The 18,462-nt window shown below is 67.8% G+C and carries 16 protein-coding genes and 1 tRNA gene; 9 read left to right on the plus strand and 8 right to left on the minus strand.

Annotated features, from left to right (window positions below; translation table 11 throughout):
* Positions 1–76: 76 nt before the first annotated feature.
* Together mfd and H5J31_RS00490 are read right to left on the minus strand one after the other, a co-directional pair.
* Positions 77–3,631 carry a transcription-repair coupling factor gene (mfd, locus tag H5J31_RS00485; RefSeq protein WP_181770510.1) on the minus strand — a complete coding sequence of 1,185 codons (3,555 nt, stop codon included), beginning with the start codon at positions 3,629–3,631 and terminating at the stop codon, positions 77–79.
* A gap of 56 nt (positions 3,632–3,687) precedes the next feature.
* Positions 3,688–4,602 carry an LLM class flavin-dependent oxidoreductase gene (locus H5J31_RS00490; protein ID WP_181770383.1) on the minus strand — a complete coding sequence of 305 codons (915 nt, stop codon included), beginning with the start codon at positions 4,600–4,602 and terminating at the stop codon, positions 3,688–3,690.
* 86 nt (positions 4,603–4,688) lie between these two features.
* Here H5J31_RS00490 and H5J31_RS00495 point away from each other — a divergent pair, with 86 nt between their 5' ends.
* Both H5J31_RS00495 and H5J31_RS00500 read left to right on the plus strand, forming a co-directional pair.
* Positions 4,689–5,453, plus strand: coding sequence for a helix-turn-helix transcriptional regulator (locus tag H5J31_RS00495; protein ID WP_181770384.1), 765 nt, complete (start codon positions 4,689–4,691; stop codon positions 5,451–5,453).
* Between the two features lie 47 nt (positions 5,454–5,500).
* Positions 5,501–6,685 (plus strand): PQQ-dependent sugar dehydrogenase, encoded by a 1,185-nt coding sequence (locus tag H5J31_RS00500; RefSeq protein ID WP_181770385.1) that lies wholly within the window; start codon positions 5,501–5,503, stop codon positions 6,683–6,685.
* Between the two features lie 160 nt (positions 6,686–6,845).
* Here the strand turns inward: H5J31_RS00500 and H5J31_RS00505 are convergent, their stop codons facing one another.
* Positions 6,846–7,571, minus strand: coding sequence for an SDR family NAD(P)-dependent oxidoreductase (locus tag H5J31_RS00505; protein ID WP_181770386.1), 726 nt, complete (start codon positions 7,569–7,571; stop codon positions 6,846–6,848).
* Positions 7,572–7,603: 32 nt separating this feature from the next.
* On the opposite strand from H5J31_RS00505, the gene H5J31_RS00510 reads away from it, so the two are divergent.
* Positions 7,604–8,125 carry an isochorismatase family protein gene (locus tag H5J31_RS00510; protein ID WP_181770387.1) on the plus strand — a complete coding sequence of 174 codons (522 nt, stop codon included), beginning with the start codon at positions 7,604–7,606 and terminating at the stop codon, positions 8,123–8,125.
* A 3-nt stretch (positions 8,126–8,128) separates the two neighbouring features.
* Positions 8,129–8,521, plus strand: a complete 393-nt coding sequence (locus H5J31_RS00515; protein ID WP_181770388.1) for an NUDIX hydrolase — start codon at positions 8,129–8,131, stop codon at positions 8,519–8,521.
* 4 nt (positions 8,522–8,525) lie between these two features.
* On the opposite strand, the gene H5J31_RS00520 is transcribed toward H5J31_RS00515, so the two are convergent.
* The 3 genes from H5J31_RS00520 to H5J31_RS00530 form a co-directional block, all read right to left on the minus strand.
* Complete coding sequence (locus H5J31_RS00520) at positions 8,526–9,158, minus strand: LppU/SCO3897 family protein (RefSeq protein WP_181770389.1); 633 nt, start codon at positions 9,156–9,158, stop codon at positions 8,526–8,528.
* A gap of 82 nt (positions 9,159–9,240) precedes the next feature.
* Positions 9,241–9,834 carry a TetR/AcrR family transcriptional regulator gene (locus tag H5J31_RS00525; protein ID WP_037318732.1) on the minus strand — a complete coding sequence of 198 codons (594 nt, stop codon included), beginning with the start codon at positions 9,832–9,834 and terminating at the stop codon, positions 9,241–9,243.
* Between the two features lie 98 nt (positions 9,835–9,932).
* Entirely contained in the window at positions 9,933–10,883 is a 951-nt protein-coding gene (locus tag H5J31_RS00530; RefSeq protein ID WP_181770390.1) for an acyl-CoA desaturase, read from the minus strand.
* Positions 10,884–11,055: 172 nt separating this feature from the next.
* Between H5J31_RS00530 and H5J31_RS00535 the strand changes: the two genes are divergently transcribed.
* The 5 genes from H5J31_RS00535 (at position 11,056) to H5J31_RS00555 (ending at position 16,434) form a co-directional block, all read left to right on the plus strand.
* A tRNA-Gln gene (locus H5J31_RS00535) sits at positions 11,056–11,127 on the plus strand.
* A gap of 43 nt (positions 11,128–11,170) precedes the next feature.
* Positions 11,171–12,928, plus strand: coding sequence for a GGDEF domain-containing protein (locus H5J31_RS00540; protein ID WP_181770391.1), 1,758 nt, complete (start codon positions 11,171–11,173; stop codon positions 12,926–12,928).
* A 44-nt stretch (positions 12,929–12,972) separates the two neighbouring features.
* Positions 12,973–14,460 (plus strand): bifunctional UDP-N-acetylglucosamine diphosphorylase/glucosamine-1-phosphate N-acetyltransferase GlmU, encoded by a 1,488-nt coding sequence (glmU, locus tag H5J31_RS00545; protein WP_181770392.1) that lies wholly within the window; start codon positions 12,973–12,975, stop codon positions 14,458–14,460.
* Positions 14,457–15,437, plus strand: coding sequence for a ribose-phosphate diphosphokinase (locus tag H5J31_RS00550; RefSeq protein ID WP_181770393.1), 981 nt, complete (start codon positions 14,457–14,459; stop codon positions 15,435–15,437). The genes glmU and H5J31_RS00550 overlap by 4 nt, the downstream gene beginning before the upstream one ends.
* A gap of 127 nt (positions 15,438–15,564) precedes the next feature.
* Complete coding sequence (locus H5J31_RS00555) at positions 15,565–16,434, plus strand: TIGR03621 family F420-dependent LLM class oxidoreductase (RefSeq protein ID WP_181770394.1); 870 nt, start codon at positions 15,565–15,567, stop codon at positions 16,432–16,434.
* Here H5J31_RS00555 and H5J31_RS00560 read toward each other — a convergent pair.
* Together H5J31_RS00560 and H5J31_RS00565 are read right to left on the minus strand one after the other, a co-directional pair.
* Entirely contained in the window at positions 16,428–17,045 is a 618-nt protein-coding gene (locus H5J31_RS00560) for an NAD(P)-dependent oxidoreductase (RefSeq protein ID WP_181770395.1), read from the minus strand. The two genes, H5J31_RS00555 and H5J31_RS00560, sit on opposite strands and share 7 nt — an antisense overlap.
* Positions 17,046–17,140: 95 nt before the next feature.
* Positions 17,141–18,262, minus strand: coding sequence for a hypothetical protein (locus tag H5J31_RS00565; RefSeq protein ID WP_181770396.1), 1,122 nt, complete (start codon positions 18,260–18,262; stop codon positions 17,141–17,143).
* Between the last annotated feature and the right edge of the window lie 200 nt (positions 18,263–18,462).

Consider the following 18,462-nt stretch of genomic DNA (forward strand, 5'->3'; position numbering starts at 1 on the left):
GATCCGCATCACAGCGCATACCCTCTCACACCGGCCCCGGCGAGAGAACCAGGTCGTAAGTCGCGTTTCGGCTTCCTCACGCGACGGGTGCCGGCGACTTCATCAGATTCGTCAGCAGTTTCGCGCACCAGTCCAGCAGTTCCTCGTCTCGCAAAGGCGGTGCGCCGATGCGGCCGCCGGCCGCGCCCTCGGTCGGCTTCGGCACCGAAACCGTGTTCGTCACGGCCTTGTAGAGAGCCTTGGGGTACAGGCGCTTCAGCCGCACCATCTGCGAATCCGCCAGCGGCAACGGCGCGAACCGGATCGACGTGCCCTGGACGGCGACCTCGGTGACACCGGCCGCGCGGCAGGTGTGCCGGAAGGCCGCGACCGAGAGCAGACGACGGACCGGCGCAGGCGGCTGGCCGTAGCGGTCCACGAGTTCTTCGCGCACCGCGTCGAGCCCGGCTTGGTCCGGCGCGGCCGCGATCTTGCGATACGCCTCCAGCCGCAGCCGCTCGCCCGGCACGTAGTCGTGCGGGATATGCGCGTCCACCGGGAGATCGACGCGGACATCGGCGAGCTCTTCCTCTTCCGCCGTGTCCGCGCCCGCGTGCCGCCGGAACGCGTCGACCGCTTCCCCGACAAGCCGCACGTACAGGTCGAAACCGACGCCCGCGATGTGCCCGGACTGCTCCGCGCCGAGGATGTTGCCCGCGCCGCGGATCTCCAGGTCCTTCATCGCGACGGCCATACCCGCGCCCAATTCGGTGTTCTGCGCGATCGTCGCGAGCCTGTCGTGCGCCGTCTCGGTGAGCGGAGCCTCCGGCGGATACAGGAAGTACGCGTACCCGCGCTCGCGCCCGCGGCCGACGCGGCCGCGAAGCTGGTGCAGCTGCGCGAGACCCAGCAGGTCACCGCGTTCCACCAGCAGCGTGTTGGCGTTCGAGATGTCCAGCCCGGTTTCGACGATCGTGGTGCAGACGAGCACGTCGTACTCGTTCTCCCAGAAACCCTGGATGATCTTTTCGAGTTTGTCCTCGTTCATCTGCCCGTGCGCGGTGACGACGCGCGCCTCCGGCACGAGTTCGCGAATGCGCTTCGCGGCCTTCTCGATGGAGGAAACCCTGTTGTGCACGTAGAAGACCTGGCCGTCGCGCAGCAGCTCGCGCCGGATCGCGGCGCCGACCTGCTTGTCGTCGTACGCGCCGACGTAGGTCAGGATCGGATGCCTGTCCTCGGGCGGGGTCAGGATCGTGGACATCTCGCGGATCCCGGCGAGCGACATCTCCAGCGTCCGCGGGATCGGCGTCGCCGACATCGTCAGGACGTCGACGTGCGTCCGCAGCGCCTTGATGTGCTCCTTGTGCTCGACGCCGAACCGCTGCTCCTCGTCGACGATCACCAGGCCGAGGTCCTTGTAGCGGATCCCGGTCTGCAGCAGGCGATGCGTGCCGATCACGATGTCGACGTCACCGGAGGACAGCTGCTCCAGGATCGCGTCGGACTCGACCTTGTTCGTGAACCGGGAGAGTCCCTTGATCTTCACCGGGAACGAACTCATCCGCTCGACGAAGGTGTTGAGATGCTGCTGTGCGAGCAGCGTGGTCGGCACCAGCACCGCGACCTGCTTGCCGTCCTGCACCGCCTTGAACGCCGCGCGCACCGCGATCTCGGTCTTCCCGTAGCCGACGTCGCCGCAGATGACGCGGTCCATCGGGACACCGCGTTCCATATCCGACTTGACCTCGTCGATCGCGGCGAGCTGGTCGTTGGTCTCGGTGAACGGGAAGGCGTCCTCGAGTTCGCCCTGCCACGGCGTGTCCTGCCCGAAAGCGTGCCCCGGGGCGGCCTGCCGCGCGGCATAGAGCTGCACCAGCTCCGCGGCGATCTCCTTGACCGCCTTCTTCGCCTTGGCCTTGGTGTTCTTCCAGTCGGATCCGCCGAGTTTGTTCAGCGTCGGCAGCTCGCCGCCGACGTAGCGGGAGACCTCGTCGAGCTGGTCGGTCGGCACGAACAGCCTGTCCCCCGGATGCCCTCGCTTGGAGGAGGCGTACTCCAGCAACAGGTATTCGCGGGTGGCGCCGGCGACGGTGCGCTGCACCATTTCGACGAATCGCCCGATGCCGTGCTGATCGTGCACGACGTAGTCGCCCGTCTTCAGCGCGAGCGGGTCCACGGCGTTACGGCGCCGCGACGGCATCTTGGTGCTGAAGTCCTTTGTGGACGTTCCGGCGCCGGAGCCCCGCCCGGTCAGATCCGACTCGGACAGCACCACCAGGGCGCGTTCGGGCGAGACGAAGCCGTCCGAAAGGCCGCCACAGGTCACTGTCACGACGCCGGCCGTCAGCGGCCCGGTGATGCCTTCCGCGAGCGACGCGGGCACGTCGCCCGCCGACAGCTGCTCCACGGCGCGCGCCGCGGTGCCGTGGCCGGCGACGACGAGTACGGCCGTCCCGCCCGCGGCGGTGTGGGCGCGCAGGTCGGTCGTCGCGCGCTCCACCTCTCCCCGGTAGTTGGGCGCGGCTTCGATGGCGACGCGGTAGACGTCGGGATCGTCGCTGGCGAGCTGTGTCAGCGTCCACCAGGGGCGCTTCGTCTCCTGAGAGTGCTTCGCGATCTCCGCGAGGTCCCGGTACGCCGACGCGCCGAGGTCGATCGGCGCCTGCCCGCCCGCCGCGGCCGTGGTCCAGGACGCTTCGAGGAACTCCTGCCCGGTGCGGACCAGGTCGGCCGCGCGGGCGCGGATCTTCTCCGGATCGGCCACCAGCACGTGCGTACCCTCGGGCATCGCGTCGGTCAGCAGGTCCAGCTCGCCCTCGCAAAGCACGGGGATGAGCGCTTCCATCCCCTCGACGGGGATCCCGCCGGACAGCTTGGTGAGCATCTCGGTGAGCTGCGCGTCCGCCTCGTACGTCGTCGCCAGCTCGGCGGCCTTCGCGCGCACCGGCTCGGTGAGCAGCAGTTCACGGCACGGCGGCGCGCTGACGTGCTGGATCTCCCCCGGCAGCGACCGCTGGTCGGACACCGCGAACGCGCGGATCTCGCTGACCTCGTCGCCCCAGAACTCGACGCGCACCGGATGCTGCGCCGTCGGCCCGAACAGGTCGAGGATGCCGCCGCGCACGGCGAACTCGCCGCGCTTCTCGACCATGTCCACCCGCGTGTACGCCAGCTCGACGAGCTGGTCCAGCAGCCCTTCGAAGCTCTGTTCCTCGCCGACGACCAGGTCGATCGGCGCCAGTGAACCGAGCCCCGGGGCCATCGGCTGGATGAGGCTGCGCACGGTCGCGACGACGACGCGCAGGTCGTCGTCGCCGGTCTTGAGCCGGTGCAGGACCTCCAGCCGCCGACCGACGGTGTCCGCACGCGGGGACAGCCGCTCGTGCGGCAGCGTCTCCCAGGACGGGAAGTCGGCGACGGCGCCTTCGCCGAGGAACGACGTCAGTGAAGCTGTCAGCTCGTCGGCCTCGCGGCCGGTGGCGGTCACCGCGAGCACGGGGCGACCGGCGCCCTCGTCCGCGGCGAGAGCGGCCGCGACCAGCTGCCGGGTCGCGATCGCCCCCTGCAGTTCGAGCAACGGGGCGCCGGCCCGCTCGACGACCCCGCGAAGGGCCGGATCGGGAAGTATGGAATGAAGGAGTCCGGACAATGGAGCGTTTGTCACCGTCCCAGCCTACGTGGGGTCACCGACAGTCCGCCGCGCCATTACCTGGGCAAGGCCTCGACCACCTTCGGAAGCTGCTCGTCGAACTCGGCCGGTTCCTGCGTGGCGATGCGGATCAGCACGTGTTCGGCACCCGCCCGGGCGAATTCGCGCAAGCGGTCGGCGACCTGCTCGCGGCTACCCGCGATCTGCACTTGGATCTTCTCGACGAAGTCCAGCGGAACACCGTAATTGCGCTGCGCGTAGTCCTCCAGTCGCTCGCGGGCCCGGATCGGGTCGTCCTCGATGAGCACTGTCGCGAACAACGCGGGCGTCACCGGCCGCACGGCTGCTTCGCGGATCTTCGCGAGACCTTCGGCGTAGTCCGCGACGTCGGGCGGGTAGGGCAGCCAGCCGTCGTAAAGCCGTCCCGCGCGCTCCAACGCCCCGGGGGTGAACGCGGCGAGCCACACCGGCGGGCCTCCGGGACGATGCGGCTCCGCGTACTCCGGAAGCGTGTCGTAATGCAGGACTTCGCCGTGGAACGGGCCGCTCTTCCCGCTCCAGACGTGCCGCCACAACGCGACGATGTCGTCGAGCCGGGCGCGACGGCGTGCCCACGGGACGCGGGTGAAGGCGAATTCCGGTTCGCTGCGGCCCGCGAATCCCGCGCCGACACCGAGCGTGATCCGGCCTCGGCTGAGCAGGTCGAGCGAAAGGATCGTGTTCGCGGAAAGAAGCGGATCGCGTAGCGCCGGAAGCAACGCGGCGGTGCCGAGGGTGACGCGCTCGGTTCTGGCGGCGAACGCGCCGAGCAAGGTCAGCGGATCGACGGGCGCCTTCGCGAGGGTGTCGCCGACCCAGACCGAATCGAGGCCGAGGCGTTCGGCTTCGACCGCGATGGCGACCATTTCCGGCGCGGTGCGCCCGGCGTCGAGGATGGACCGATAGGTGGGGACGACCAGACCGAATTTCATGCCGGAAGCATCTCCGCGTCCGGGAATCGTCTCAATTCCTTCGAGGGAATGGCGGCGCCGTCGACGCCTCGGCCAAGATGACGACCATGGTTTCCGGATTCGGCCCCGCGCTCCGGGGCTGGCGTGAGCGGCGGCGGTTGTCCCAACTGGAACTGGCGCTCCGGGCCGGAACCACCCAACGGCACGTGAGTTTCCTGGAAGGCGGCCGGTCGATTCCCGGCCGTGGCCTGGTGCTGCGTGTCGCCGAGTCGCTCGAACTCCCTCTCCGCGAACGCAACGGTTTGCTGCTCGCGGCCGGTTTCGCCCCCGGGTTCCCGGAAACGTCGCTGGACGATCCCCGGCTGCTGCCGGTCCTCGAAGGCATGCGGCGGCTGCTCGAAGGCCATCGGCCGTACCCGGCGATCGTGGTCGACCGCTACGGCGTGCTCGTCGCGCACAACGAGGTGGTCGACCTGCTCTTCGAAGACGTCGCACCGGAACTGCTCGAAGAGCCGGTCAACACGCTGCGGCTCGCGCTGCATCCGAAGGGGATGGCGCCACGTGTGCGGAACCTCGCCGACTGGGCCCGGCACATCCTGGAGCGGCTGACGCAGGAGATCGCGCACGCCCCTGACGAGCGGCTCACCGCGTTGCTGGCCGAACTCGAAGGTTACGTTCCGGAGCCCGGCCCGCCCGGGCCCGATCACCTCGGGTTCGCCGTCCCGATGAGGCTGTCCACTTCGGCCGGTGAGCTGCGGCTGATCACGGCGATCACGACGTTCGCGACCGCCGCCGACGTCACCGTTTCGGAACTGAAACTGGAGACGTTCCTGCCCGCCGACGCCGAAACGGCGAAGATCCTGACCGGATGACCGGTTCGTTCCTCGCGGGCGATTGGGCACGATGGCATGCTGATGCCATGCGCACTACCGCCGTCGTCGCGATCGCATCCCTGTCCTTGCTGGTCACGGCCTGTTCCGGGGCGTCGAGTGAGCCGGTGCAGAGCGCGCCACCGGTCACCTCGAAGCCCGCCGTGACGTCACTGAAGGTCGAGCAGGTGACGGCCGGTCTCGAACACGGCTGGGACGTCGGCTTCCTTCCGGACGGGAAGATCCTCGTCACCCAGCGGCCCGGGAAGCTGGCCCTGATCGACAACGGCGCGAAGCGCGACGTCACCGCTAACTTCTCCGACGTCCACGTACGCGGCGAAGGCGGCCTGATGGGGATGGTGATCAGCAAGGACTTCGCGACGTCGCGCGAGTTCATCACGTGCCAGACCCACAAGGAGGGCGACAACGCCGTCGACATCCGGCTGGTCACCTGGCGCCTTTCCGAGGACGGCGCGAGCGCCACGAAGGTCAAGGACCTGCTGACCGGACTGCCGGTGAACCCGAGCGGCAGGCATTCCGGCTGCCGTCCGGCCTTCGGCGCGGACGGCGCGCTGCTCGTCGGCACCGGCGACACCGCACGCCCGGCCTTCCCGCAGGACCGCACGAGCCTCGGCGGGAAGGTGCTGCGCATTGACGCGAAGACCGGGAGCCCGTTGCCGGACAACCCCTTCATCTCCTCGGCGAACCCGAACGAGCAGCGCGTGTTCACTTACGGACACCGCAACGTCCAGGGCGTCACGGTGCGGCCGGGCTCCGGGCAGGTCTTCACCGCCGAACACGGGCCGACCATCGACGACGAGGTCAACCTGGAGCGCGCGGGCGCGAACTACGGCTGGGACCCGTCCAAGGGCGGCACCGAAACCAGTTACGACGAAAGCGTCCCGATGACGGACACGCAACGGTTCCCGGACGCCGTCCGTCCTTTGTGGACAACCGGAGAGATCACCGAAGCGATCTGTGGCGCCGAGTTCCTCACCGGATCGCAGTGGGGCGCGCTCGAAGGCTCGCTCGCCGTGACCGCGTTGAAGGGGCAGAAGCTGTTGCTGTTCCGCCTCGACGACGCCGGTGCCGTCACCGAAGTGACACTGCCGCCCGAGTTCGACGACAAGTTCGGCAGGCTGCGCGCCGTCCGCAGCGCGCCGGACGGCTCTCTCTACGTGACGACCTCGGAAGGCAAGGACGACAAGCTGCTGCGCGTCACGCCGGGCGGCTAGCGCGTGTCCTGTGAGTCTGTTCGATGGGCTTCGTGATCCAGACGGTTCCTGACGGCGCGGGCGGTTCACCCTCGTACCGGGGTTGTACTCGGGTGATCCGCCCATGCCGTCAGGGGCCGTCTGGGCGTGGAGACCGCGAACTCGACTCGCCGGACACGGCCTAGCGGCCGAGGTGCGCGCCGCCGTTGACGTGGACGACCTGGCCGGTGACGTGCCGCGCGGCCGGGCTCGCCAGGAAGGCCACGACTTCGGCGACGTCCGCGGGCTCGCCGGCGCGTTTGGTCAGCGTGTTGCCGACGAGCATCGCGCGGCGCTCGTCGGAGAGCTTGCCGTGGAAGAACTCGGTGTCCCCGACCAGCCCGGGCGCGACGATGTTCGCGGTGATCCCGCGCGGTCCGAATTCCCTGGCCACGTCGATGTTCCAGGCTTCCAGCGCGGCTTTGGCGGCACCATAGGAACCGGCCCCGGTGTGGGCGGCGATCGAGCCGATGGTGACGATCCGCGCGTCGTCGGCGAGCCTGTCCCGCAGGGCGCGGGTGACCAGCACGGCGCTGAACACGTTCGCGTCCAGATTGGCCTGCCAGTTCGCGGCGAACGCTTTCAGATCGCCGGCGGGCCCGGTCTGGAAGTCGGTGTTGCCGCCGGCGTTGTTGACCAGGACGTCGACCCGCTCCGGCAGATCCGCCAGCGCCCGCTCCACCGCGTCCGGATCGGCCGCGTCGAACGGAACCGGATTCGCGCCGAGCAAAGTGGCCGCTTCGGTGAGGACCTGCTCGCGGCGGCCGGTGATCGTCACCCGCTCGCCTTGCGCGGCGAACGCCGCCGCGACCGCGTAACCGATCCCTGTCCCGCCGCCGGTGATCACGATTTCCCTGTGCTGCCCCATACGGCCAGCATAGGCAACACTAGGCTTCCCGCATGACGAAGATCGACCCGGCGACGACCGCGCTCGTCCTGATCGACCTCCAGACGCGGATCGTCGCGCTGGAGACCGTCCCCCTCGAAGGCACCGAAGTCGTTTCGAACGCCGTCTTGCTGCGAGACGCCTTCAGCGCGGCCGGCTCGCCGATCATCCACGTGCGGGCACACCGCCCGGGCGTGGATGAACAGCCGCCCGGCAGCGAACTGGTGGCCGAGCTGACCCCGCGCGACGGCGAGCACCTGATCACCAAGCACACGATCGGCGCGTTCTACGGCACCGGTCTCGACGAACTCCTGCGCGGACTCGGCGTGAAGACGCTGGTGCTCGGCGGGATCGCGACGGAGTACGGCGTCGAATCGACGCTGCGCGCCGCGATCGACCACGATTACGAGACCATCGCCGTTTCCGACGCGATGGCCGGGATCGCCGCGATCTCCCACGAATCCGCGATCACGAAGGTGTTCCCGCGGCTGGGCGAGGTGCTCACGACGGTCGAGACCGCCGCGGCGCTGGGCTGAACCATGATCGACAAGATCGCGTGGCTCCACCTTCGGGACGGCCGGATCCTGAGCACCCGCTCGCAGGGGAAGTCCGTGTTCTACCTGCCCGGCGGGAAACGCGAACCCGGCGAATCCGACACGGAAACACTCGTCCGCGAGGTCCGCGAGGAACTGACCGTGGAGATCGCCCCGGCGAGCATCGCGCCCGCCGGGATCTTCGAAGCCCGAGCCGACGGGCACGCGTCGGACGTCGTGGTGCGGATGACCTGCTACACCGCCGAGTTCAGCGGAACGCTCGCGACCAGCAGCGAGATCGAGGAAATCGCGTGGCTGGGCTACGAGGACAGGGACCGGGTCTCCGCGGTGGACAAGATCATCTTCGACCACCTGTTGGAGACCGGCCTCCTGCGCTGACGAGTTACTTCAGTTCGTCGAGACACAGCACCCGGTCGCGCGGGATCAGCCCTCCCGTGCCCGAGTGCGAGGTGAGCTTCATGTCCGTCGACGGCACCGAGGCGCAAGCCGAGCTCTCCAGAGCGAGCCCGGACTGCCTTTCGATGGCGAGCACCTTGAAGTGCGCTCCCGCGCAGTCCACCGTCTCGAGTTTCTTCGCCGCGAAGGCATCCCCGGGGAGGCAGTCACCGACGGCGGGCAGTCGAGCGCCCGGGTTCTTGAGATTTTCCAGGCAAAGCAGGATGCCGTCGGTAGCCGTCTTCTTGCCCTGGAAGTAGTAGAGGTCTGCGGTGGGGTACTCGTCGCATTCGGCTGCGCCCGAAAGCTGGAGCCCGATTTCGGACTTTCCGCCCTGTTTCCCGACGACCTTGAAGTTCGCGTCGGGCGTCCCGCAATCGACGTTCTTGATACTTTCCGCGTTGTCGACGTCACCCTTGAGACAGGCGCCGACCTCGGTACGCGACGCCGTCAACGGATTCTCGACGAAGATCCCGAGCACGACGATGGCGGCTAAAATACCCAGGCAGATGACAGGCTTCAGCCACGTTCTCTTCTGCGGCACCATCTGTTCCACGGCGGGCGCGGGATGGTTCTCCACGGTGCTTCCCCCAGTTTGATGATCTCTGTGGGGGACACAGCGCTCACCGATCGGCAAACGTTACTGCCACGCGACGCAGATCTCAGTACAGCCGAAGCTTCGGCTTGTGCTCCAAATTGGACAAACCGTTCCAGGCCAGGTTGACCAGATGCGCGGCGACCTCGTCGCGTTTCGGTTTGCGGGCGTCGAGCCACCACTGCCCGGTCAGCGCGACCATGCCGACGAGCGCCTGCGCGTAGAGCGCGGCCAGCTTCTCGTCGTAACCCCTCGCGGCGAACTGCTGCGCGAGGATGTGCTCGACCTGGCTGGCGATGTCGTTCAGCACCGTGGAGAAAGTGCCCGTCGAACTCGCGACCGGCGAATCCCGCACGAGAATGCGGAAGCCGTCATGCGAATCTTCGACGTAGGAGAGCAACGCGATCGCCGCCTGCTCCAGCATCACCCGCGGATGTCCACCGTGGAGGGTGGAGACCATGCGGTCGAGCAGTAACTGCGTCTCGCGGTCGACGACGACCGCGTAGATGCCTTCCTTGCCGCCGAAGTGCTCGTACACCACCGGTTTGGAGACGTTCGCCCGATGCGCGATCTCCTCGATGGAAGTGCCTTCGAAACCCTTCTCCGCGAAAAGGGCTCTGGCGACATTGAGAAGTTGCTGCCTGCGCTCGGTCCCCGTCATCCGCACCCGGGCCACCGGAGCGACTGGACGTGCCCCGGTGACCGCTTCACGTTTGGTTCGCCGTCTCCCCGCCATTGCAGAAGACTAACGTGACCTCGCTATTTGCTTTCAGCGGCGATGCGCGCGAGGCGCTGAGGAGTCGGCCAGCGCACGTCATAGGCCCAGCCGAACTTCTCGAAGATCCAAATGAGACGCGCGGAAAGATCGATCTGGCCGCGCTGCACACCGTGCCGGGCCGAGGTCGGGTCGGCGTGGTGCAGATTGTGCCAAGACTCGCCGAAGGAGAAGATCGCCAGCGGCCAGAAGTTGGCCGACTTGTCGCGGGCGGCGAACGGGCGCTCACCGATCATGTGGCACACCGAGTTGACCGACCAGGTCACGTGGTGCAGCACGCAGACGCGCACCAGCCCGGCCCAGAAGAACGCGGTCACCGCGCCCCAGAACGACCAGGTGATCAGCCCGCCCAGTACAGCGGGCAGGACCAGGGTGAGCAGGCTCCACAGCCAGAACAGGTCGTCGACCTTCTTGATGGCCGGGTCCTTCACCAGATCCGGCGCGAACCGCTCCGCGTTGGTCTGGTCGCGTTCGAACAGCCAGCCCATGTGGGCGTGCCAGAAACCCTTGGCGATGGCGAGCGGCGAGGTGCCGAACAGCCAAGGCGAGTGCGGGTCGCCGTCGCGGTCGGAGAAGGCGTGGTGACGCCGGTGGTCGGCGACCCAGGTGATCACGGGGCCCTGGACTGCCATGCTGCCGGCGATCGCCATCGCGACGCGCAGCCACGGCTTGGCCTTGAACGAGCCGTGCGTGAAGTAACGGTGGTACGAGACGGTGATACCGAGCCCGCTGATCGCGTAGAAGAAGACGAACAGACCGACGTCGACCCAGGTCAGTCCCCAGCCCCAGGCGAACGGGACGGCCGCGAGCAGCGCGGCGAGCGGAAAGACGACCCCGAGGTAGACCGAGAGCTGCACGCCGCTCGATCGATGTCCTTCTAGTACCGGCTTGGGGCCCTTCGCGGGCGTCTGGGAACGGTCGAGGGTAGCCGTCATGCAGTCACTTCTTTTCTCCGTGCAGCCCTGAGGCAAGCCTAAGGGTGTCCTTACCTACGATGCCGTAAGTTACGGTACAGGAGGTTTCGTCCCCTGTGGAGTGCCCGCGACCGTGAGGGAACCCCCGGTCGCGCGAGGACGTCTCCGGCATGGCTATCCTGACCAGGATCGATCCGCCGTAGTGTAATCGGCAGCACTTCAGATTTTGGTTCTGACAGTTCAGGTTCGAATCCTGGCGGCGGAGCAGACGAACAGATGACCAGCGGCGTTTTCAACGGTGGGGGTGTGTGCGGCTGACCGAGGACGCGATCGACCCGACGACCAGTGGCAGGCGGCCGGCGCTTGCGGAGATGTCCGACGCCTGGCTTTACGGTCGCGCGCGCGAACTCGGTGCGGCCATCCAGCGCGTCAGCTTCAACGAGCAGCTGGACATCATCACCAGCCTCGACGAACTCCTCGACGAGACACAGCGCCGCGGCGAACCCCTGCTGGTCGCCCAATTGCTGCGCTACTCCGCGGTGGCCAGGCTGATCACCCGAGGCCTCGCCCCCGAAGCCGAACCCAGGCTCGACGAGATGCTCGCGCACACCCGGCGCCACGGTCTCGCGCTGATGCGCGCCGACGCGCACGCGCTGCGCGGTCGTCGTCTCGTGATCGCGAAGCAGGAGGACGCCGCCCTCACCGAGATCGCCAGGGCGCTCGCCATCCTCGACGACTCCGCGGTCCCGGACCGCCAGGTCGGCAGGCGCAGCTGGGACCGGATGCTGTCCACGACCCTGGTCGACTGCTGGCTGGTCCTGAACCAGCTCGGCGTCTACGAAGCGGCAGAGGAGGCGATCGCCCGCGCCGCGCAGGCGATCCGCGACAGCGCGAGCCCGCACGAAATCGCACTTCAGCTGATCAACCGGGTCAAGATGCTGCTCGGCTGGGGCCTACGGCTCGAACGCATCGAGCGCTACGACGAAGGGGCGGACAAGTTCCGCACCGCCGCGTCGATGGCTCAGGCCGCCGAAGGCCCGTTCACCGAGTCGTTGTTCCCGCGCAAGAAGGACATGGCCGCGATCGACCAGGTCGGCGTACTCGCCGCGGCGGCCGCGCTGGCCTCGCCCGATACGTCGCATATCGATCGACTGTCCTCGCTGCTGCGACCGGAACTGGCGTTCCCGCACGAACGCGAGATCATCGCCATTTCGCTCGCCCGCTGTCTCGACAACGCCGGCCGTCGCGAAGACGCGCTGCAAGTCCTCAAAGAGGTCCGCGAGGACAACGAGGAAGGCTCGCTGCCGTCGATGCGGCTGAACCTGGCCCGCGAGCTGGCCAGGCTCGACACCAGCCCGGACTACGCGTCCGGGGCGAGCCAGTCGCTGATCGACTACGCGACCATCCTGGAATCGGAGATGTGGTCGCTGCGGGAATCGCAGATCGCCACCTTGAACGCGCGCCGCGAACACGAACGCCTGTCCGCCGAGCACGGCGCGATCACCCAGCAGGCCCTGCAGGACCCGCTCACCGGGCTGCCGAACCGGCGCGCGCTCGACGAAAAGCTGCGTTCGCTGGCGTCGTCCGCGGATGCCCAGCCGCTCGCGGTCGCACTGGTCGACCTCGACGGGTTCAAGGACGTCAACGACAAGCAGTCGCACGCCGAGGGTGACAACGTGCTCCGTGTCATCGCGAGCACGCTGCGCGACGCCCTGCGCGGCGACGACGTCGTCGCCCGGTACGGCGGCGACGAGTTCATCGTGCTTCTACCTGGGGCTCCGGCCTCCGCGGCGAAGCAGGCGCTCGGTCGTTCTGTGAATGCCGTCGCATCTTTGCCGCACCACCTTTCGCACGGCGTCACCCTCTCCGTCGGGCTCGTTTCGCTCCGGCCGCAGGAGCGCGCCGAACAGGTCCTCGCACGTGCCGATGCGGCCATGTACCAGGCGAAACGTGGCGGCGGGAACCAGGTGTCGTCGGTGAACTCGATGGCCATCGATCCGGTGACCGGATGGCCCGGTGAGGATGCTCCGACCGACCCCGCGTGGGACGCCGAGCAGCCCACGTAGGATCAATGCCCGACAACCACCGTTGGTGAAATGTTGGGAGCGCCGTGACCGGCCCGCTGAGCACGTTGATCCTCGCCGCGGGTGAGGGCACCCGCATGCGTTCGTCCACTCCGAAGGTTCTGCACCCGATCGCCGGCCGCTCTCTGGTCGAGCACGCGGTCCGCGCCGCCGCGGGGCTGAGCCCGGAACACCTGGTCGTGGTCATCGGCCATGGTCGCGACTCCGTCGGCGCGCAGCTGGCGAAGGTCGGCGAGGCGCTCGGCCGCGACGTCGTCACCGCCGTCCAGGAGGAGCAGAAGGGCACCGGGCACGCCGTTTCGTGCGCGCTCTCGGCGCTGCCGGGCGGGCTGACCGGAACCGTCGTCGTCAGCTACGGCGACGTCCCGCTGCTCGATACCGAAACCCTCGCTTCCCTGGTCGCGGAGCACAACTCCACCGGCAACGCGGTCACCGTGCTGACCGCGGTCGTCGCGAACCCGACCGGTTACGGCCGGATCGTCCGCGACGAAAACGGCGTCGTCACCTCGATCGTCGAGCAGAAGGACGCCACCCCCGAACAGCACGAAATCTCCGAAATCAACTCCGGCGTCTACGCGTTCGACGCTTCGGTGCTGGTCGACGGGCTCTCGAAGCTTTCGACGGACAACGCACAGGGCGAGCTCTACCTCACCGACGTCCTCGGCATCGCCCGCGGCGACGGCAAGGGCGTCGGCGCACTGGTCATCGACGACCCGTGGGTGACCGAAGGCGTCAACGACCGCGTGCAGCTCTCGGTGCTCGGCGCCGAACTGAACCGGCGCATCGTCCGCGGCTGGCAGCGGGCGGGCGTCACCGTCGTCGACCCGTCGAACACCTGGATCGACGCGGGCGTGACCCTGTCGCGCGACGTCGTCATCGAACCGGGCGTGCAGCTGAAGGGTTCGACGTCGGTCGGCGAGGGCGCGCAGATCGGTCCGGACAGCACCCTGGAGAACGTCTCGGTCGGCGCGGGCGCGTCGGTCGTGCGGACGCACGGTTCCGATTCGGAACTGGGCGACGGCGTCAAGGTCGGCCCGTTCACCTACCTGCGTCCTGGCACGAAGCTGGGGACCAAGGGCAAACTCGGCGCGTTCGTCGAGACGAAGAACGCGGACATCGGCGCCGGGACCAAGGTGCCGCACCTGACCTACGTCGGCGACGCGACCATCGGCGAGAACAGCAACATCGGTTGTTCCAGCGTGTTCGTCAACTACGACGGCGTGAACAAGCACCACACCACGATCGGCTCCCATGTACGGCTCGGCGCGGACAACACGTTCGTCGCCCCGGTGACCATCGGCGATGGCGCTTACAGTGGGGCGGGCACCGTGATCAGGCAAGACGTGCCCCCGGGCGCGCTCGCCGTGTCGACCGGGCCGCAGCGCAACATCGAAGACTGGGTGTCCCGGCGCAGGCCGGGCACACCCGCGGCGGAAGCAGCTTCCGCCGCGAAGCAGGACACAACCGCCGTGTCCGATTCAAATAAGGGAAACGACGGGGAGTCGCCAGCATGAGTTCGAAGTCCGGCACACCGAAGAAGAACCTGATGCTCTTCTCCGGGCGCGCACACCCGGAGCTCGCGGAGGAGGTGGCCAAGCACCTCAACGTGACGGTCGTACCGCAGACCGCCCACAACTTCGCCAACGGGGAGATCTTCGTCCGGTTCAACGAATCTGTGCGCGGGACCGACGCGTTCGTGATCCAGAGCCACCCGGCGCCCATCAACGAGTGGGTGATGGAGCAGCTGATCATGGTGGACGCCCTCAAGCGGGCGAGCGCCAAGCGGATCACCGTGATCATGCCGTTCTACCCGTACGCGCGGCAGGACAAGAAGCACAAGGGCCGCGAGCCGATCTCCGCGCGCCTGATCGCGGACCTGTTCAAGACCGCCGGCGCCGACCGGATCATGACCGTCGACCTGCACACCGCGCAGATCCAGGGTTTCTTCGACGGCCCCGTCGACCACCTGCTCGCCCAGAACGTGCTGGCCGCACACATCAACAAGACCTACCAGGGCGAGAACATCACCGTTGTTTCGCCGGACTCGGGCCGCGTGCGGCTGGCCGAGAAGTGGGCGGCGCAGCTGGGTGACCGGCCGATCGCCTTCATCCACAAGACCCGCGACCCCGACAAGCCGAACCAGGCCGTCGCCAACCGCGTCGTCGGCAAGGTCCGCGGTCAGCTGTGCGTGCTGATCGACGACATGATCGACACCGGCGGCACGATCGTGAAGGCCACCGAGGCCCTGCTCGACGAAGGCGCGTCCGACGTCGTCATCGCCTCGACCCACGGCATCCTGTCCGACCCCGCCACCGAGCGGCTGTCGAACTGCAAGGCGCGCGAGGTCATCGTCACCAACACGCTGCCGATCCCGGAAGAGAAGCGCTTCCCGGGCCTGACCGTGCTGTCCATCGCGCCGCTGCTGGCGCAGGCGATCCAGCAGGTCTTCGAGGACGGGTCGGTCACGTCCCTCTTCGACGGCAACGCCTGATCAACGGAGCAAGGGACCTTTGCTACCGCTCTCTTTCGGAGAGTGATAGCAAAGGTCCCTTGCTGCGTTTTCGGCTCCTCGCGAAACGGGGCGCGCCGGTGTGCCCCGCCTGGCTAGGTTGCCGTTCATGGGGAAATTCAAGTTCGGTGTGAACCTGTGGGGCGCCGAGAACCGTGCCGACTGGACCGCGAAATGCCTCCGCGTCGAGGCCCTCGGGTACGACGTCATCTCCGTGCCCGACCACCTCGGGCTAGGACGGAACTCGCCATTTCCGGCGTTGACGATGGCCGCCGCAGTGACCCAGCGGCCCCGCGTAGGCACCCTCGTGTCCAACGTGCCCTTCTACAACTTCGCGCTCTTCGCCCGCGACGTCGCCACGACGGTGAAGATGACCGGTGACCGTCTCGATCTCGGCCTCGGCTCCGGCCACATGAAGTCGGAATTCGATGGCGCCGGCCTACCCTGGACTCCGGCCAAGGCGCGCATCGAATACCTCGCCGACAGCCTTGACCACCTGCGCGAACACTTCACCGAGGAAGGTGTCACGCCTCCACCGCTGCTCCTCGCGGGCAACAGCGACGGCGTGCTCTCCCTCGCCGCTCGTCACGCCGACATCGTCGGTTTCGCGGGCCTGCGCCAGGCCCCCGGGAAACCACCCGGCACCTTCCTACTCGACGACGCCGAGCGGATGGACGAACGTGTCGCGTTCTTCCGTTCGGGCGCGAACGGCAGGGATCCCGAACTGAACATGCTCGTCCAGCGGGTCGTCGTCACCGACGACCGGCGCGCCGCCGCCGAGTCCTGGTATGAAGAGGACCCGGACGGCCTGAATGTGGACACCCTGCTCGAAACGCCTCAGTTGCTGTTCGGAACCGTCGACGAAATCGTCCGGCAACTGCAGGAGCGTCGCGAGCGATACGGGTTCTCCTACATCACGGTGTTCCAACCGATGCTGGAAACGTTCGCGCCGGTCGTGAAGGCATTGTCCGGTCAGTAAGCGACGCAGAAGCGCTGACGGCGGTGTGCCGGCTTGTCGATCTCGTCGACGAACGCGATCGCGTAGTCCGCACCGCCGACCTTCGACGCACCGTTCTCGTCGGTCAGGAGGACGTCGCCGCCGAGCCGGTACTGCCCGGTCCGCTCTCCCTCGGCCCACGCGCCGAACTCCGCGGCCGGGCTGACGTAGAACCAGTCGATGTCCTCAGGAAGCTCGCGGAACGCTTCCAGAACCTTGGCGTGAGACCCCGCTTCGCCCTTGTACTCGTCGGGGAACTCGGGGGTGTCGATCAGGCGAGGCCCGCCCTCGGCCACGTGCAGGCTCCCGGCCCCACCGACCACGCCGATCCGTGCGCCGTTGTCCTTCGCGACCTGGGCGATCGAGGGCACCGCGTCGAGCAGCCCACCCTGCCCGTGAACCGCGATGACCAGGACGTCGGCGCCCTTGGCGACCTCGGCGAGGAATGCCTCGTCGTACAGCGACCCCGCCCGGGACCCTTCTCCTTCGGCGTTCCTCGACACCACCACGACCTCATGACCGCGGCTCCGCGCCTCGGCGGTGATCTTGCCGCCCGCGTATCCGGTGCCTCCGAAAACAACCAGCTTCGCCATCGCGTCTCTCCTCATCATCGGCTAGAACGCCGATGGTAAGAACGCAAGATCGGCTACTTCAACGTACGCAACGCACCCCGAGGTGAGTGTGCAGGTCAGCCGCCCAGCGTGGCGAACTCGGACTTGAGCTTTTCACGCACACCGTTGACATCGACCGGGGCCCGGACCTCACCACGAGCCGATGGCTTCGCCAGAACCTGATAGCTGGCGTTCCGATTCGGCAGTTTGAACTTGACCTCACAGGTCATGCTCGTCGTCGTGTCCGGGGCCGCGTTGGCGTCCGCCGTGCAGCTTTGGGCGCCGAGGGACTGGGCGGTGAACTCGACGGTCAGCATCAAGTGCACGGGCGTCCCTTTCGCGCCGCCGATGACCGTGTTGGCGACGTCGATGGTCGCCCGGCAGTTCCCGACGAAATCCGTGCAGTCCAGTTTGTCGTTGACCACGCTGACACTGACCTGGGTGAGCGCGTCGAACGGCTGCCCGACCCCACCGATCGCGCCGTCCAGATCGGTCTGCAGCTTTTTGAGCGATTCCCCGGCGAGCGGTTCGACCCGCATCTCTGCACCGAGCGTCTTCCCGCCCGCCGCGTCGACGAGGGAAGGCGCGAAACTGATCACGCGATGCGGCGCCGCGGTGGTCACCCGCAATGTCCCGAGCCCGCTCCCGACGTCGTAGACCTCGGTCCCGTCAGGCAACTTCGACTTGACCGGATCGGTCAGCCGGTTCATCGCGGACACCGCGGCCCGGAGCGTCGAAGCCGCTTTGCGCGGGTTCAGCACCTCGACGGCGTTCACCGGCAGATCCGTGCTGTCCGTCCGGACCCAGTTGGTGCCGTACTGGTCGCTGTTGCCGAGCCCGTGCGCCTTCCAGTACTCAGGCGTCGCCGAGAGGTACAGCTGGTTGTCGGCCGAAACGACCTGGATGGTCTGGCCGTCGACCGGCAGCGCACCGTGCGCGCTGCCGTTGCGCGTGATCCGGAACAGCAATTCGGCGGGTTTGCCCGCGGCATCCTTGATGGTCGACTTGTAGACAACCGCCGGAGCCTGTTCGAGCGCCTTCAACGCACTCTCGACAGCGCCACGTTGCTCCGTGCGCCTGTCGACCCGCTGCTGCTCGGCGGGCGAGATCCCCGCCGCGCCGTCGATCGCGACGTCACAGCCGGCCACGAGGCAGCACAAGACGGCGACCGCGCCGATCCTCAACCGTCGTGCCGGCATGCCCGCTCCCTGGGTTTGGCTTGCAAGAGATCACACCTTAGAAAAGGGGTCGCGCACCACCGCATCCGCGGGTTCCCGAAGCAGCTGTCACCGACTTGTCACCTGAACGAGCCACCCGGCGGGACCCCCGTCCAACTGGTTGGTCTACACTTTCCCGGTCTCGGCGAGGCGGGTTCCGTGAGCACCTGGTGCCCGACGTG

The organism is Amycolatopsis pittospori (assembly GCF_013870525.1).
Taxonomy (GTDB): Bacteria; Actinomycetota; Actinomycetes; order Mycobacteriales; family Pseudonocardiaceae; genus Amycolatopsis; species Amycolatopsis pittospori.